Source organism: Streptomyces sp. NPDC104381 (genome assembly GCF_055583745.1).
In genome coordinates this window covers 955,048-969,686 of the sequence record NZ_JBVJNK010000002.1, presented here as the reverse complement: position 1 = coordinate 969,686, position 14,639 = coordinate 955,048, and the positions used below count along the sequence as shown (strand labels likewise).

Below are 14,639 nucleotides of genomic sequence, written 5' to 3'. Positions count from 1 at the left end.
TTATTCTTGGACCATGCGGATAGGCGTAAATGTTCCCAACTTCGGCCCCGGAACCACCCCGGACAATCTTGTCCGTTGGGCCAAAACGGTGGAAGGTCTCGGCTTTGACCTGTTGATGGTCTCCGACCATGTGGCGATCACACCGGACGTCGCCAAGCAGTATCCCGCCCCGTTCTACGAGCCGTTCACGACGCTTTCCTTCCTGGCCGGTGTCACGACCAGGATAGAACTGGGCACCACGGTCCTCATCCTGCCCTACCGGCACCCGCTGTTGACCGCCCGAATGGCGGCCAACCTCCAGCAGCTCTCCGGCGGGCGGCTGATTCTCGGTGTGGGTGTCGGCTGGGCGCGGGAGGAATTCGCCGCACTCGACGTACCTTTCGAAAAGCGTGGCGCACTGACCGACGAATATCTTCGGACGCTGCGCACCGCATGGGACGACGAGGACGACTACCGGAGCGGACAGATCCCGATCTGGATCGGTGGCAACAGCGACGTCGCACTGCGCCGGGCGGCACGCCTCGGTATGCCGTGGCATCCTCTGCGTTTCACGATGCCCTGGTTCCTGGAAGCGGTGGAGCGGCTCAAGGAGATCGCGGCCGGACTCGGGCGGCCGGTGCCCGAGCTCGTTCCGCGCATCACCCTCCGGCTCACGGAGAGCCCGGTCGGGCATCCGGACCGCCGCGCCGGCGAGGGCACCATCGACCAGATCTTCGACGACATCGAGCAGTTGCGCCTCACCGGCGCGGAGACCGTGCTGCTCGACCCCTACAGCGGTGACCCGGACGAGACCCTCCGGCCCGAGACGGCATGGCAGGCGCTGGCCACCGTGGCCGCGCACCGTGCGCACCGATACCCCACAGAGACGGAGTGACAGTGGCCCCCGACGACCACGACCTTCCCGCGAGCGACGCCGATCGCTCCACCGCCGTCACCGACGCCGACCTGCCCTATCTGCGCCGCTGCGTCGAGCTGGCGGCCGAGGCGGTGGACGCCGGTGACTGGCCGTTCGGCTCCGTGCTCGTCGACGCGGACGGCAAGATCCTGGCCGAGGACCGCAACCGGGAGACGACCACCGGAGACCCCACGAAGCACCCGGAGTTCGAACTCGCGCGGTGGGCCGCGACCAACCTGGGCCCCGAGGAACGGGCCACGGCGACCGTCTACACCTCGGGGGAGCACTGCCCCATGTGCGCGGCCGCGCACGGGTGGGTCGGCCTGGGCCGGATCGTCTACGCGAGCTCGTCGCAGCAGGCCCGGGACTGGAAGGCGGAGTGGGGCGCGCCCATCACCTCGCCCCTGCGCCCGCTGTCCATCCGGGAGGTCGTCCCCGGGCTCGACACGGCCGGCCCCGTCCCCGAACTGGCCGCCGAGGTAAAGGCGTTGGCCCTGCGCGCCCGCACCGGGGGCGACGCGTCCGGCAGCTGACGACGGCAGCGGCCCGGGCCCGGCAGCGATTCCGCCGCCGGGCCCGGGCCGTCCTCCTGTGCGCAGGGGATCAGACCATGAACTGGTCGTACTTGGCCATGTGCTCCTGCAGCTCCTCCAGGCTGGGGTTGCGCCCGTTGGCGGTGAGCCGGCCCAGGCCGCGGAAGTAGTCCTCGCGGTCGTAGATCGGATAGAACATGATCAGCAGGGTCGCCTGCTCCTTGCCCACGTTCGTGAAGCCGTGCGGCTCGCCCTTGGGCACGTAGGCGAACGCCCCCGGTTCCCCGACGACCTTGCGGTCACCGATGGTGAACTGGATCTCGCCCTTCACCACGTAGAACATCTCCGTGGACTTCTTGTGCACGTGCGGACTCGCCCCGTTGGCCTCGGGGGCCATGTGGTGCTCGAAGAAGCCGAACTCGCCGTCGGAGTCGGGGGTGGTGAGCTTGAGGTACGTCCTCTTCGTGTCCCGGATATCGACGAACTCGCCCTCACCCGACGGGACATACAGCGGAACAGACACTTCTCTCCTCAGTGGTCGAAACGATGGTGCTGGAACTTGACGGCCCGGTCGCCGGAGCGGCGGGCAGGGGTGGTCAGGTTGATTCGGCCGGAGTCACGACCGGCTGCGGCCGCTCGGCCGCCTGCTTCTGGGCCCACCGGCCGATGGCCGGCGCCGCGAACCCGGCGGCGGCGAACACCGCGGCCAGGGCGACCCATCCGGCGGCACCGACCGTGACGATCAGGCTGACGACGATCGGTGCCGCGATCTGCTGCACGGCCACGCCGAGCCAGAAGACCGAGAGGTAGACGCCCTCCTGGCCCGGGACGGCGAGCAGATAGGAGCCGCCCCAGCCGCCGGCGGACTGCCACAGCTCGCCGCCGGTCAGCGCGACCATGGCCAGGAGCAGCACACCGACGGCCAGGACGACCGGCAGCCCCGGAGCCGCCACGAGCAGCAGGCAGCAGGCGGCGAGCGAGACACCGGCGCGCACCAGGGCGCGCGCCGCGCCGGGGATGTCGTCGGTCCCCCGGCTCGCCCGTACCTGCAACAGGACCGCGAGTACGGTGTTGACGGCCACCAGCGGCGAGATCACCGCGGCCGAGACATCGGTGTGCCCCACGATCCACAGTGGGATGCCGATGCTGAGCAGGGTCATGTGCATGGTGAGGATGGCGTTGATCCCGGCGAACGAGAGGAACGAGCCGTCCCGCAGCACACTGACCGAGAAGCGCCGGCGGAGCTGCGTCGCCGGGGCGTTGATCAGCGGTAGCCGGGAGGCCAGGGACGCCAGCACGGCGAACGAGGCGGCGTTGAGCAGCAGGATCACCGTGTAGCCGGCCCGGGTGTCGATCAGCAGCCCGATACCGCCGAGCAGCGCTCCGAGGGTGAAGCCGACATTGCGCATCGAGCGCAGGATCGCGACCACCCTGACCCGCTCCGAGGTGGGCACCGCCTGCCCGACCAGGGCCTGTTCCATTGGGGCGGCCGCCTTGTCGACCAGGCCGAGCAGGCACACCACGGTGAGGAACTGCCACAGGTTCTGGACGAGCGGATAGACCACGAAGCAGGCGCACCGCCAGAGGCTCACGCCGACCAGGACCTTCTTCGGGCCGATCCGGTCCGCCAGGATCCCGATCGGAATGGCCGTGGCCAGCGCGATGGCCGCGGAAAGGCCCAGGCCGAAGCCGAGGTTGCGCTCCGACAGGTGGACCGATCTGGTGATGAAGGGGACGGAGACGGCGAGGAAGGCACCGGTGCCCACCGCGTCGATCATCGCGATCACGGCCAGCCGTATGCCGACCGGCCCTCCGGGCATGGATCCGCGCCACCCGCGGACGCGCTGCCAGCGTTCAGACATGTTCGTCCTCAATCGGTTGCTATGCGGATGGCTGCTTCCGCGTCCAGGACGCGCCGCAGCGTGGTGTCCGCGTCCGGTCCGGTCGCGATGGCGTGCCCGGCGCGGTCCCAGGAGGAGGCCCAGGGGCGTACCTCCTGGCCGGCCTCGACGTCCACCTCCACGGCCCGGACGCCGGGAAGCGCCTTCGCCGTTTCCTCGCCGGAGACCTCGGTCACGGTGCCCGGCCCGGCCGCCAGGAACCGGATCGCGGAGGTCCGCCGCGCCGTCGCGGGCAGCGTGACCGGCCGTCCGGCCAGCAGGTCGATGAGGGTCAGCCGGATGGTGGTGTCGTAGGCGAGGTCGACCAGGTCGATCAGGTAGTCGCCGGGGCAGCGGCCCGCGCACTCGACGAGCGTCGGTCCGGACTCCGTCAGGATCCACTCGGCGTGCAGGATGCCGGTCCGGAAGCCGAGCGCGGAGACCAGGGCCCGCAGGGCCGTCCCGAACGCGGCCCGCGTGTCCTCGTCGAGCGGGGCGGGCAGCAGATGGCCGAGTTCGACCGGGTACGGCCCGGGGATCACGGTCTTGGCGGTGATGTTCTCGAAGACGATCTCGCCCTCCCGGACCAGCGCCTCGATGCTGTACTCGGCGCCTTCCAGGCGCTCCTCGGCCAGGAACCGCCAGTCCAGCGGCCGGTCGGGCACCTGTTCGTACTCGGAGGCCGACGAGGTCCGCTCCCAGGCCCGTGCCGCCGTGGTGGCGTCCACGGAGTCCAGCAGCTGCACCCCGACGCTCGCCTGCCGGTTGGCGGGCTTGACCACCACCGGGCCTCCGCCGGCGAAGTCGAGGATGTCCTCGGGCCCGTGCACCTCCCGCCAGCGCGGATTGCGTACGCCGCCCGCTCCGGCGACCTCGCGCAGCCTGACCTTGTCGCGCAAGGCCTGTGCGGCCGTCTCCGTCGCGCCCGGCAGTCCCAGCTTCTCGGCCAGCGCGGCCGCCGCGGGCACCGCGTACTCCAGCCCCGGGACGACGGCGGCCACCGGCCGCTCCGCCGACAGCTCGGCCGCCAGGTCCAGGGCCTGTGCCGACTGCTGGTAGCTCGCCGGGACGATCCGGTCCAGGCAGTCGAAGGCCGCCGGCGCGTCCCGCAGGTCCCGTTTGCGGATGATGTCGGGTTCCTCGATCACCACGACGGACCCGCCGGGGACCCTCCCGTCGATCGCACGCAGGTAGGCCGCGTTGTAACCGACGAACACCACCTGGGCGTCCGTGTCGCGGACGGTCATGGTGACCTCCTGGTCGAGGGATCGGAGTACTGCATGGGACTGCCTTTCTTCATGGGGGGTGAGGCCTCGTGCGCGACGCGGTTCATGCGGGTGCCCGGAGCACCTCGCTCCGGCCGTCGGCCCGCGCGGGGACCCCGTCGACGACGACCTCGATGGAGGCCAGTACCTCGGCGCAGCGGGCCCGCGCCTCCTCGGGGGAGGCGCCGGAGACGATGACGTGGCCCTGCCGGCTCTTGGAGTCGCGGACCGCCGGCACGGTGTCTCCCGGGCGCAGCCGGACGGTCAGTTCGTCGACGTGGCCGAGGCGGGCGGCCGCTTCGACACCGCGGACCTCGTCGACGTGGCCGGGCGGGAAGGTGAAGAAGCGCACGATCGCCGTCGCCGTCGGCGTGGACGGTTCCGCCGGTGTCCCGGCCAGGGCGGCGAAGACCGCCTGCTCCATGTCCAGTCCGGTGGCCAGCTGGACGAGCCTCGGTATCCGGTCGCCGCCGAGCCGGGCCTGCGACTCGACGATGCGCGGCCCCTCCGTCGTCCAGATCACCTCCGTGTGCGCGGGGCCGAACCGGTAGCCGCAGGCCGTGAGGAACTCCGCTGTCAGCGCCTCCACGGCTTCCTCACGGTCCTGGGGGAGCGGCGCCGGATGCACATGACCCACCTCGACGAACAGCGGCGGCGGCCCCAGCAGCTTCTCGGTGATCCCGACGACCTGGTGACGGCCGTCCACGCTCAGCGTCTCCACGCTGTACTCGGGACCGCGCAGATACTCCTCGACCAGGAACGGGCCGTCGTAGGCGTACTGTTCGACCAGTTCGGTCCAGGGCAGCCGGTCCGCCGGCTCCTGCCACAGGAAGACGCCCCGGCTTCCGGCGAGCGCGGCCGGTTTGACCACGGCCGGCCACCCGACCCGCCCGACGGCGTCCGGCACCTCGTCGCGGGTCGCCACGGCGGCGAAGGACACCGGCGAGAGGCCGCGCTCCGCGAGCAGCTCCCGCATCGCGTGCTTGTCCGACAGGAGGCGGATCGCCGAGGCCGGGTTGACCTCGGCGCCCAGCTCCTCGGCCACCTCGTAGGCGCTGACCATGGTCTCCTCGCGGCCGATGTGGTAGATCACCGTGACGCCGTGCTCCCGCGCCACCTCGCGGAGGGTGCCGCGCAGCAGTTCCTCGTCCCCGAAGTCGGTCAGGACGAACAGGTCCGCCCGTTCGCGTACGTCGTCGAGGTATTCCGGCGACTCCAGCCGGGAGTCCCAGATCGCGCCGACCCAGAACCCCTCCTCCTGCGCCTTGCTGACGAACTGGCGGTACGGCATGACCATCAGCAGGCGGGGCCGGTCGACGGCGGGGACGGAGGCGGGGCCGGTCACCGGGCACCGCCGGCCCCGGCCGCCACCGCCACCGGCTCGGCCGCGCGGCCCAGCAGGCTCAGGTACCGCTCCCCGGTGTCGGGCAGCAGGGTGACCACGCGCTTGCCCCGGTACTCCGGGCGGCCGGCCACGACACCGGAGGCGTACGCGACCGCGCCGGCCGAGACACCGACCAGGAGGCCCGCGTGCAGCGCGAGGCGGCGCGTGGTCTCCAGCGCGTCGGTGTCGGAGACCGCGATGACCTCGTCGATGAGCGCCTGGTCCGTGGTCGGCGCGATGAAGCCGCCGTTGAACCCCGGGATGCAGTGCGTGCCGGGCTCCCCGCCCGACAGGAGCGGCGACCCCGCGGGCTCCACCGCCACGATGCGGAGCGAGGGGTTCTTCTCGCGGAGGTACCGGCCCGCACCGCTCAGCGTGCCGCCCGTACCGACCCCGCAGACGAACACGTCGACGAGACCCTCGGCGTCGGACCAGATCTCGGGCCCCGTCGATCCGTAGTGCGCCCGCGCGTTGTCGGGGTTGTCGTGCTGGCGGCAGAACCACGACCCGGGGGTCTCCAGGTGGATCTCCTCGGCCCGGTCGACCGCCGCCTGGTACCCGCCGGTGTGCGGGGTCGCCACCACCTCGGCGCCGAGCGACTTCAGGATGGCCACCCGCTCCTGGGTCGCGTTGTCCGGCAGCACGATGACGCAGCGGTAGCCACGGGCCGCCGCCAGCGCCGCCAGCGAGATCCCCGTGTTGCCCGACGTCGCCTCGATGACGGTGCCGCCCGGCGGGCCGAGCAGGCCCTGCTCCTCGGCGCCGCGCAGCATCGCGAGCGCGGCCCGGTCCTTGCTGCTGGACCACGGGTTGAACAGCTCCAGCTTCGCCAGGACGACGGCGTCGTCCGGCGCACCGTCCACGATGCGCTCCACCGGCAGCCGCAGCAGCGGCGTACCGCCGATCAGCTCGACGAGCGAGTCCGCGACCGGGCGCCGGACGACCGGCTCGGTCCTGATGCTGATCTCCTTGGCGGCTGCCTCGGCGGTCCGCGCCGCGAGCTGGGCCGTATCGGCCACCACGAGCACATGACCGGCCCGGTCCCCGTTGCGGCGGAGCTCCCGTATCTCGTCGCCCGGCTTCGGCTTGAGCACGACCTCCTCCACACCGGGCAGCGCGGCGGCCCGCTCCTGGCCGCCGATGGAGACCACCCGGCCGGGCTGGGCCGTCAGATACCGGATGGCGGTCCCGCCGACCGGCTGCTCCGGCAGGACCCGGGCCGGCAGCGGCTGGCCGAGGTACTGACGGGCCACCAGCTCCAGCGAGCGGATGCCGAGCGCGCGGTCGACGAGGTAGGTGATCTTTCCGCCGGCGGGCCGCGGGTTGATCTCGATGAGCTTGGGCCCGGACGCGGTCACCTTGATCTCGACATGGGCCATGCCCAGGTCGAACCCGACCGCGCGCAGCGCGTCCACGGCCACCTCGCCGCAGGCGCTCACGACCGGGGCGGGCAGGCTGGACGGGAAGGTGTGGCCCAGCTCGACGAAGTAGCCCAGGCCGCCGACCGACTTGTCGGTCACCCCGAACACCTCGTAGCGGTCGCCCTCGGCCAGCACCTCCACGCTGACCTCGGGACCGCTCACGTACTCCTCGACCATCAGCTCGTGGTAGCGGCTCTGGCCACGGGTGTTCTCCACCCTGGACCGGATCAGCCGGACGTGTTCCGCGGCCTGCGCCGCGGTCTCCACCAGCCGGACATCGGCGCTGCTGGTCTCGTCGGCCGGCTTCACGACGCAGGGCAGCCCGATCGCGGCCGCCGCCGACTCCGCCTCCTCGGGGGTCCGTACCGTACGGAACGCGGGCATCGGCACCCCGAGCTCGGCGCACCGCCGGCGCATCAGCGCCTTGTTGCGGGCCACCGCGACGCCGTCGACGCTGACCGTGGGAAGCCCCAGCAGGACGGCCACCTCGGCGGCCACGACCACGTCGTACTCGGCCAGGGTCAGGAAGGCGTCGAAGGGGTGGTCCGCTCCGGCCGCGTGCACGTGCGGCAGGAGCTTCTCGAGGATGTTGGTCTCGCAGTGGACGATCTCGTCCACGTAGTCGTCGAAGTAGGCCGGGCCGCCCGGTACTTCCAGGTAGCGGTCCAGGTCGCGGGTGAAGAAGGTGACACGGCAGTCGAGTTCCTTGATGATCTGCAGGCCCTCGAAGCCGGAACCGGAGAGGTTGCTCTCCAGGACACCGACATGAATCACGTATGCCTCCGATGGCATGCCGACACGCGGTCGGCTGGGGACAGGGCGGACGGGGGAGGGGCGGGTCGTCACCAGCACCCGGAGGTGGCCAGGGCGCGCAGCAGCTGAGCGGCGTCCTCGCGGTCCTCGGCCGGGGGCCGCCGGACGATCTCGGCCGCCGGCGCCATGACACGGGCGCCGGGCGGCACATCGGTCAGTACGAGCGAACCCGCCCCGACCAGGGCGTCGTCGCCGACGGTCACCGGGCCGAGCACGATCGCGTTGGTGCCGATCACCACCCGGTCACCGAGGACCGGGTGCCGGCGCGCACCGGGCTCGCGCCGGCCGTCCCGCCACCAGCCGACCGCGCCGAGCGTGACCTGGTGGAAGATCGTCACGTCGTCGCCGACCCGCGCGGTCTCCCCGATCACCACCGCCGCCCCGTGGTCGATGAACACGCGCCGGCCGAGGACCGCGGCCGGATGGATCTCGATGCCGCCCGTCACGGCGCGGGCCACGTAGGCCAGGAACCTCGCCGTGTGACGGTGGCCCCGGGTGTGCAGGACATGGGCCACCCGGTGGGCCCACAGCGCGGGCAGCGCGGGGTGCAGCAGTGCCTCCGCGCGGGTGCGCGTCGACGGGTCTCGCGCCACGATCACGGCGAGGTCCTCCTTCGCCCTGGCGATCGTCCTGCGCATGCGGTCCTCCGTAGGTCATGGCCGGTTCATGCCGGCCCGTCGGCTGCGGGCGGCCGGCTCAGTAGTTCGGGACCTTGATCAGGTTGCCGGTGCCGCCGGCTATCTCCGGCACGTACACCCGCTCGTTCCAGACGTCCTGGGCCACCGGTTCGAGGGCGATCGAGACCGTGCCCCCGTCGACCGAGAAGGCGGTCTGGACCGCGCTGGTGATGGCCTCGACCAGGGCCGAGACCTGGTGTGCTTCGAGGTCGCCCGGGAAGTGTTTGATGTTGACGTGGGGCACTCCGATGGCCTTTCTGGTGCGCCGTGCGGACTGGACGGCGGTGACGAGTTCGTCCACTCCGCCGGTGCGGAGCAGGCTGTAGTGATCGGCCTCCAGCTGGATGATCCTGGGAGGCGCGGCCGAGAGCGCGTGGCCGGAGTCGATGAAGGAGCCCTGGTCGCCCCGGGCCCTGAAGACCGTGACCGGCGCGGTGACGGTGCGCTCGGCCAGCTCGTGGGGCGCGTACTCGAAGAGGAACGTCCGCCTCACCACGCCGACGATCCGGCGCACCAGGTCGGGCTCCAGGTGCTCGAACCGGTCGCAGACGAACGCGACGAACGAGTCCTCGTCGTGCGTGGCGGCCAGGCACTCCTGGACCGCACGCCGTTCGAGGTTCCCGGCGAACACCGAGTACAGGATCGAGACGAAGGTGGTGTCCCCGAAGCCGGCCGCCGCGTCCGCGGTGACCTCTCCGGCGGCCTCCACCGGTGGCTTGCCCGGAGCGATGAGGACGACCTCCTCGACCTCCCGGCCCTGGCGCTCCAGCTGGTACGCCACCTCGAAGGCGATCCGGGCCCCGAAGGAGTAACCCCACAGCACGTACGGGCCGGTGGGCTGGATCCGTCCGATGAGCTCGATGTCCCGCGCGACCATCTCGTCGAACGTCGGGTACGGGGTCTCGCCGGCGTTGATGCCGTAGGACTGGACACCGAGGAACGGCCGGCCCAGGTCCAGCCGGCCGGCCAGCAGCCGCAGGCTCATCGGGTAACCGCCCAGCCCCGGCCAGCAGAAGACCGGCCGGGGGCCGTCCCCGCCGCGCAGCCGCACCGCCCTGGACAGCGCGGTCGCCGGTTCCCGGTCGATGCGCCGGGCCAGCTCCGCGATGGTCGGGGAGTCGAACAGGACCTGGAGCGGCAGGGCACTCCCCAGCTCCCGGTTGATCCGGCCCACCAGATTGACGGCGGTCAGCGAATGGCCGCCCGCGGCGAAGAAGTTGTCCCGGATCGAGACCCTCTCCTGCCGCAGCACCTCCTGCCACAGCGCGGCGACGGCCTCCTCGGTGGGCGTACGCGGCGGGACGACCGGCGCCTCCGTGTCGCGCATGGCGTCCTCGTCGAGGGCGCGCAGCGCCTGGTGGTCGATCTTGCCGTTGGCGGTGAGCGGGAAGGAGTCCAGCACGGTGACCCGGTTGGGCACCATGTACGGCGGCAGGGACGCCGAGAGGTTGTCCCTGACGATCTCCGCCGGACCACGCGTGTGGACGGAGTCCTCCTTCATCCCCTCACTGAGCCGCTGCTCGGCGCTGACACGGCCGCCGAGCGCGAAGTAGGAGGCCCGGTCCGGCCCGAGGGAGGCGACGGCCGAGATGCGCCGGGCCGAGGGCAGGTCGTTGCCGGTCTCCGAGCTGTAGCCGGAGGACATCAGGCCCACGCCGAGGTCGTTCATCTGGAGCCGCTGCAGCTCCCGGCCGAGGTCGACGTAGCGCTGCCAGGGCGCGGCGGCGCTGCCGACCAGGGTGACGCCGAAGCTCGCGCGCTCGTAGACCTCCTGGTTGATGGCGATGACGTGCTGCTTCAGGACCAGCTCGTCCGAGACGCGCACCAGACCGGCGCCGTCGTACCGGTACTGGCCGGCGTCCAGGCCGGAGACCCTGTCCGGGTGGGCCTGCACGTACACGTCCACGGGGGTGGGCACGGCCGGGGCGGAGGACGGCTCCACCTCGTACGTGGCGAGGTAGTGGTCCTCGTCGGGGCACCGCAGCAGCGCCTTGATCTCCGGCACCCCCCGACGGGCGTTGATCCGCAGGCCGTGCTCGGGCAGCAGCCGGTCGAACAGGCCGATCATGTGGCCGGCCTCGAACTGGAGGACCTCCTGGATGTTGTTGCGGTAGACCGGCTCGATGGCCGACCGGCGGCCGATGAGGTGGACCCGCAGCCTCGGCGGCCCGGCGGGGGCGGTGCTGATCAGCGAGAGCTGATGGCTGACCGGGTTGTAGTAGTAGTGGCCGGGGGCGAGGCCGGCCACGCCGGACAGCTCCAGGTAGAGCTGGGTGGCGTACAGCGCGCCGGGGGAGGCGTAGGCGTACTTGGGCAGCAGCCGTTCGTTGCTGGTGAACTGGCCGAAGTTGCGGAGCAGGGAGCCGAGTTCGGACCGGGTCAGGGTGTCCGGGGTCCGGGGTGCGACGGGGCTCTCCGGCCGGCGGGCGAGCAGCTCCAGGACGTCGTCCCGGGTGACCTCGCCGCCTTCGAAGAAGCGGTAGGTCTTACGGGCGAACGCCGTGCGCCGCTGCTGGACCGTGGGAGTCCGCCCGGGCAGATCGACGACCTGCGGGGCGTCCTCCTGACGTACGCCCAGATCGGCCAGCTGGGCCTTCAGCTGGAGCTTGCTCCGCTTCGACTGGTGGTGGGCTCCGTGGTTGCCCTGGTCCATGAGGGCGGCCCGCTCGGGATCGAGCTCGATGAACGAGATGAGATTGGCGCCGAGCCTGGGATCGTCCCGGACCAGGACGGCGGCCCGCTTCACCCAGTCGTGCTTCTCGATGGCCACCTTGATCTCGTCCAGCTCCACCCGGAAGCCGCGCAGCTTGACCTGGCTGTCGGTGCGGCCGAGGAACTGGACGGTGCCGTCCGGGTTCCACCGGGCCAGGTCACCGGTGCGGTAGAGACGGGAGTGCAGCGGGTCGGTGGAGAACGGGTTGGTGAGGAACCGTTCGGCCGTCAGCGCGGGGCGGTTCAGATACCCGCGGGCGAGCTGGGGGCCCGCGATGTACAGCTCCCCCGACTCGCCGTGTGCGACGGGCCGCCGGTCGGCGTCGAGGATGTGGAAGGTCACGTCCCGTGCGGGCCGGCCAATGGAGATGTGGTCCGGGCCGTGCTGGACGGTGCTCCGGTCGACGGTGTGGGCCGAGGCGTTGATGGTGCATTCGCTCGGGCCGTACAGGTTGACCAGCGCGCAGTCCGGTAACGCGTCGAGCAGCTCGACCGCCAGGCTCTTGGTGAGCGCCTCGCCCCCGCTGAAGACATGGGTGAGCGAGGTGCAGTGGGGCAGTCGGCCGGTGTCGACGAGGGCCTGGAGCAGGGTCGGCACCCCCTGGAGGGTGGTCACCTCGTTCGCCAGGATCAGGTCGATGAGCCCGCCCGGATCGGCGTAGACCCCCGGCCCGCTCATCACCACGCTGCTGCCGCAGGCCGGCGCGAGGATCTCCCACTGCGCCGCGTCGAAGCTCAGCGGCGTCTTCTGCAGCACGGTCCTGCTCCGGTCCAGCCCCTGCTCGTCGGCCAGCCACCGCAGCTGGCTGACGATGCTGTGGTGCTCGATGCCGATGCCCTTGGGGTTGCCCGTGCTCCCCGAGGTGTAGATGACGTACGCCAGATCGTCCCCCCGGGCGGACGGGCGGGCCGGGGGAGCGGTCGCGGCGGTGTCCGGCGCGACCTGCCCGGCCCCGCGGACGGCCCGCGTGCCACCGGAGGTGATGATCTCCGTTCCGGGTGGCGTCATCGTGGCCAGCCGGGCCGCCAGGGACTCGTCGGCCAGGATGACCCCGGTTCCCGAGTCGGCGATCATGTAGCGCACGCGCTCGTCCGGATACTCCGGCGAGAGCGGCAGATACGCGGCGCCCGCGTGCAGGACGCCCCAGACGCTCGCCACGAGATCGACGGACGGCTCCATGAAGACGCCCACCAACGCGTCGGCCGACACACCGAATTGACGGAGGCGTTCCGCCACGTCCTCGCTGCGCTCGCCCAGTTGGCGGAAGGTCAGCCGTTCCGTTCCGCAGGTGACCGCGGTCCGGTCGGGCTGGGTCCTCGTGGACGCGCGCAGCATGTCCGACAGAGACAATTCCTCGGGCCCCGTAATTTTCTCCATCATCCTTCGAACCTAGAATTCGTCATTGTGGAGCGCATTGCCGGTGAGAGGCATGCGGACATGACTGATGTCAAAGGCAGCAACGATGATCGACCACCTGTTGTCGCGTAACAAACCCTGGGGAATTCATGAACAAAGGGGACCGGGGCCCGTGAGGGCGCTTCTTCCGGAAGGAAGCGGTCGCGTTCGCGCGGTGTGTGGATGAACGGTCGCTCCCCTGAAGGGAGTTGTCGCGACCGTGCCGAGTTCTGCCGGCGCTCAGGCCGTCCCGGTACATCGCCGGGGCGGGTTCTTCGGTCGCGCGAAAAGTCCTGCGGGCATGCCTTTCACGCCTCCCCCCACTCCGGTCATCCTTTCCGCCCTCCAGATGAAGGGCGGGGCGCCCGCCGGAACAGGACGACCTTTTCTCGGCGGGCAGCCAGAACGTACACGACGGACATGGCCCGCGGTCGGCGTACGGGCGGCCGGTCCGCCCCTTTTGGGCCGATCGACGCAGGGCCGCTCCCGGTGCTGACCGAAGGGCCTCGGCATTACGTGATGCAAAGCGAAAGGCGCAGTTCCGGATCTTCTGCGCCGGAGCCGGGGGCGAAATCAGGGCGCGTCAGCAGTGCGGGGAACCTGCGGTCACACGTGCCGGAGCAGCGGATTCACGCCGGTCGCCGACGCGTCCGGCGGCGCGGCAACTCCCTTTCGTGCGAACAGTTGTAGCCATCTTCTGTAGTGAACATCCCGCCCCGGCGCCATCCGCCGACGGTGTGCCGACGGGACCGGGGCGCCCGGAAATCGTTCACAGAGCTGCAACGGACACGACAAGAGCCGGAGGGTCAGGCGCCGGCCGGCCGCACGATCGTGAAGATCGCGCCCTCCGGGTCCGCGACCAGCGCCAGCCTGCCGCTGGAGGTGTCCTGCGGCGGCTGGAACACATGCCCGCCGAGCTCCACGACGCGTGCCGCCGCCTCGTCGGTGTCGGCGACCTGGAAGTACGTCATCCAGTGCGGCCCCCGGTCGCGCGGCAGGGCGCTTCCCACCCCGTGCAGGGCGGCGACCGGGCGGCCCTGGATGTGCAGCGTCTGATAGTCGAAGTCGGCCGAGACGACCGCCTCGGTCCCGAACCCGAACACCGCCTGGTAGAACTTGGCGACCGACGCGGTCTCCCGGGTCACCAGCTCGTTCCACACGGGGGTGCCGGGGGTGCCCGCGAGGGCGGTGCCGAGGTGCTCGGCCGCCTGCCAGACCCCGAAGACCGCGCCGCCCGGGTCGGACGCGAGCAGCAGGCGTCCCGCGTTCCCCGCGTCGAGGGGGCCGACGGCCACCGTCCCGCCGCAGGAGCGGATCGCCTCGGCCGTGGCGTCGGCGTCCTCCGTCGCGAGATAGGTCGTCCAGGCGATCGGGAGGTGCCGGCCGGGCGGCAGCTGGCCGATGCCGGCGACCTCCTTGCCGTGCAGCAGCGCGCGGACGTACGGCCCCAGTTGCTCGGGCCCGGGCAGGAACTCCCAGCCGAACAGCCTGCTGTAGAACTCCTGGGTCGCGGTCAGGCCGTGCACGATCAGACTCACCCAGCACGGCGCTCCAGGCGTGCGCCGGGTGGCAGCCTCGGTCATCTTCTTCTCTCTCCTCGCACCATCGGGGTGGCCGTACGGGGGGACGGAGTCCGCACGGTGCCCAGCGGTACGCATACGGG

General features: G+C 71.4%; 10 protein-coding genes and 1 pseudogene. 2 read left to right on the top strand and 9 right to left on the bottom strand.

Features of this window, described 5'->3' with window-relative positions:
- Positions 1–13 precede the first annotated feature (13 nt).
- Both ACZ607_RS09070 and ACZ607_RS09065 read left to right on the top strand, forming a co-directional pair.
- Entirely contained in the window at positions 14–874 is an 861-nt protein-coding gene (locus tag ACZ607_RS09070) for an LLM class flavin-dependent oxidoreductase (protein ID WP_469733245.1), read from the top strand.
- A gap of 2 nt (positions 875–876) precedes the next feature.
- Complete coding sequence (locus ACZ607_RS09065; protein WP_469733444.1) at positions 877–1,428, top strand: nucleoside deaminase; 552 nt, start codon at positions 877–879, stop codon at positions 1,426–1,428.
- 70 nt (positions 1,429–1,498) lie between these two features.
- Here ACZ607_RS09065 and ACZ607_RS09060 read toward each other — a convergent pair whose 3' ends face one another.
- The 9 genes and pseudogenes from ACZ607_RS09060 to ACZ607_RS09020 form a co-directional block, all read right to left on the bottom strand.
- Positions 1,499–1,951 carry a cupin domain-containing protein gene (locus tag ACZ607_RS09060; RefSeq protein ID WP_403998332.1) on the bottom strand — a complete coding sequence of 151 codons (453 nt, stop codon included), beginning with the start codon at positions 1,949–1,951 and terminating at the stop codon, positions 1,499–1,501.
- Between the two features lie 73 nt (positions 1,952–2,024).
- Positions 2,025–3,290: an MFS transporter gene (locus ACZ607_RS09055; RefSeq protein WP_469733244.1), complete on the bottom strand. Its 1,266-nt coding sequence runs from the start codon at positions 3,288–3,290 to the stop codon at positions 2,025–2,027.
- A gap of 8 nt (positions 3,291–3,298) precedes the next feature.
- Positions 3,299–4,555 carry an ATP-grasp domain-containing protein gene (locus ACZ607_RS09050; RefSeq protein WP_469733243.1) on the bottom strand — a complete coding sequence of 419 codons (1,257 nt, stop codon included), beginning with the start codon at positions 4,553–4,555 and terminating at the stop codon, positions 3,299–3,301.
- Between the two features lie 82 nt (positions 4,556–4,637).
- The gene (locus tag ACZ607_RS09045; RefSeq protein WP_469733242.1) at positions 4,638–5,918 is read right to left on the bottom strand and encodes an ATP-grasp domain-containing protein; all 1,281 of its coding nucleotides are present in this window, start codon (positions 5,916–5,918) and stop codon (positions 4,638–4,640) included.
- Entirely contained in the window at positions 5,915–7,210 is a 1,296-nt protein-coding gene (locus tag ACZ607_RS09040; RefSeq protein ID WP_469733442.1) for a pyridoxal-phosphate dependent enzyme, read from the bottom strand. The genes ACZ607_RS09045 and ACZ607_RS09040 overlap by 4 nt, the downstream gene beginning before the upstream one ends.
- 57 nt (positions 7,211–7,267) lie before the next feature.
- Positions 7,268–8,170 (bottom strand): annotated as a pseudogene (locus ACZ607_RS09035) (ATP-grasp domain-containing protein); the annotation flags it as partial.
- Positions 8,171–8,220: 50 nt separating this feature from the next.
- Positions 8,221–8,829 carry a serine O-acetyltransferase EpsC gene (gene epsC / locus ACZ607_RS09030; protein ID WP_469733241.1) on the bottom strand — a complete coding sequence of 203 codons (609 nt, stop codon included), beginning with the start codon at positions 8,827–8,829 and terminating at the stop codon, positions 8,221–8,223.
- Positions 8,830–8,887: 58 nt separating this feature from the next.
- Positions 8,888–12,961, bottom strand: coding sequence for an amino acid adenylation domain-containing protein (locus tag ACZ607_RS09025; RefSeq protein WP_469733239.1), 4,074 nt, complete (start codon positions 12,959–12,961; stop codon positions 8,888–8,890).
- Positions 12,962–13,782: 821 nt separating this feature from the next.
- On the bottom strand, positions 13,783–14,559 hold the full coding sequence (locus ACZ607_RS09020) for a VOC family protein (protein WP_469733237.1): 777 nt from the start codon (positions 14,557–14,559) through the stop codon (positions 13,783–13,785).
- Positions 14,560–14,639: the final 80 nt, after the last annotated feature.

Bases quoted from the DNA above. Each gene is read 5' to 3' on its own strand.
- ACZ607_RS09070 (WP_469733245.1), top strand. From the start codon at position 14: ATGCGGATAGGCGTAAATGTTCCCAACTTCGGCCCCGGAACCACCCCG.
- ACZ607_RS09055 (WP_469733244.1), bottom strand. From the start codon at position 3,290: ATGTCTGAACGCTGGCAGCGCGTCCGCGGGTGGCGCGGATCCATGCCC.
- ACZ607_RS09050 (WP_469733243.1), bottom strand. From the start codon at position 4,555: ATGACCGTCCGCGACACGGACGCCCAGGTGGTGTTCGTCGGTTACAAC.
- epsC (WP_469733241.1), bottom strand. From the start codon at position 8,829: ATGCGCAGGACGATCGCCAGGGCGAAGGAGGACCTCGCCGTGATCGTG.
- ACZ607_RS09025 (WP_469733239.1), bottom strand. From the start codon at position 12,961: ATGATGGAGAAAATTACGGGGCCCGAGGAATTGTCTCTGTCGGACATG.
- ACZ607_RS09020 (WP_469733237.1), bottom strand. From the start codon at position 14,559: ATGACCGAGGCTGCCACCCGGCGCACGCCTGGAGCGCCGTGCTGGGTG.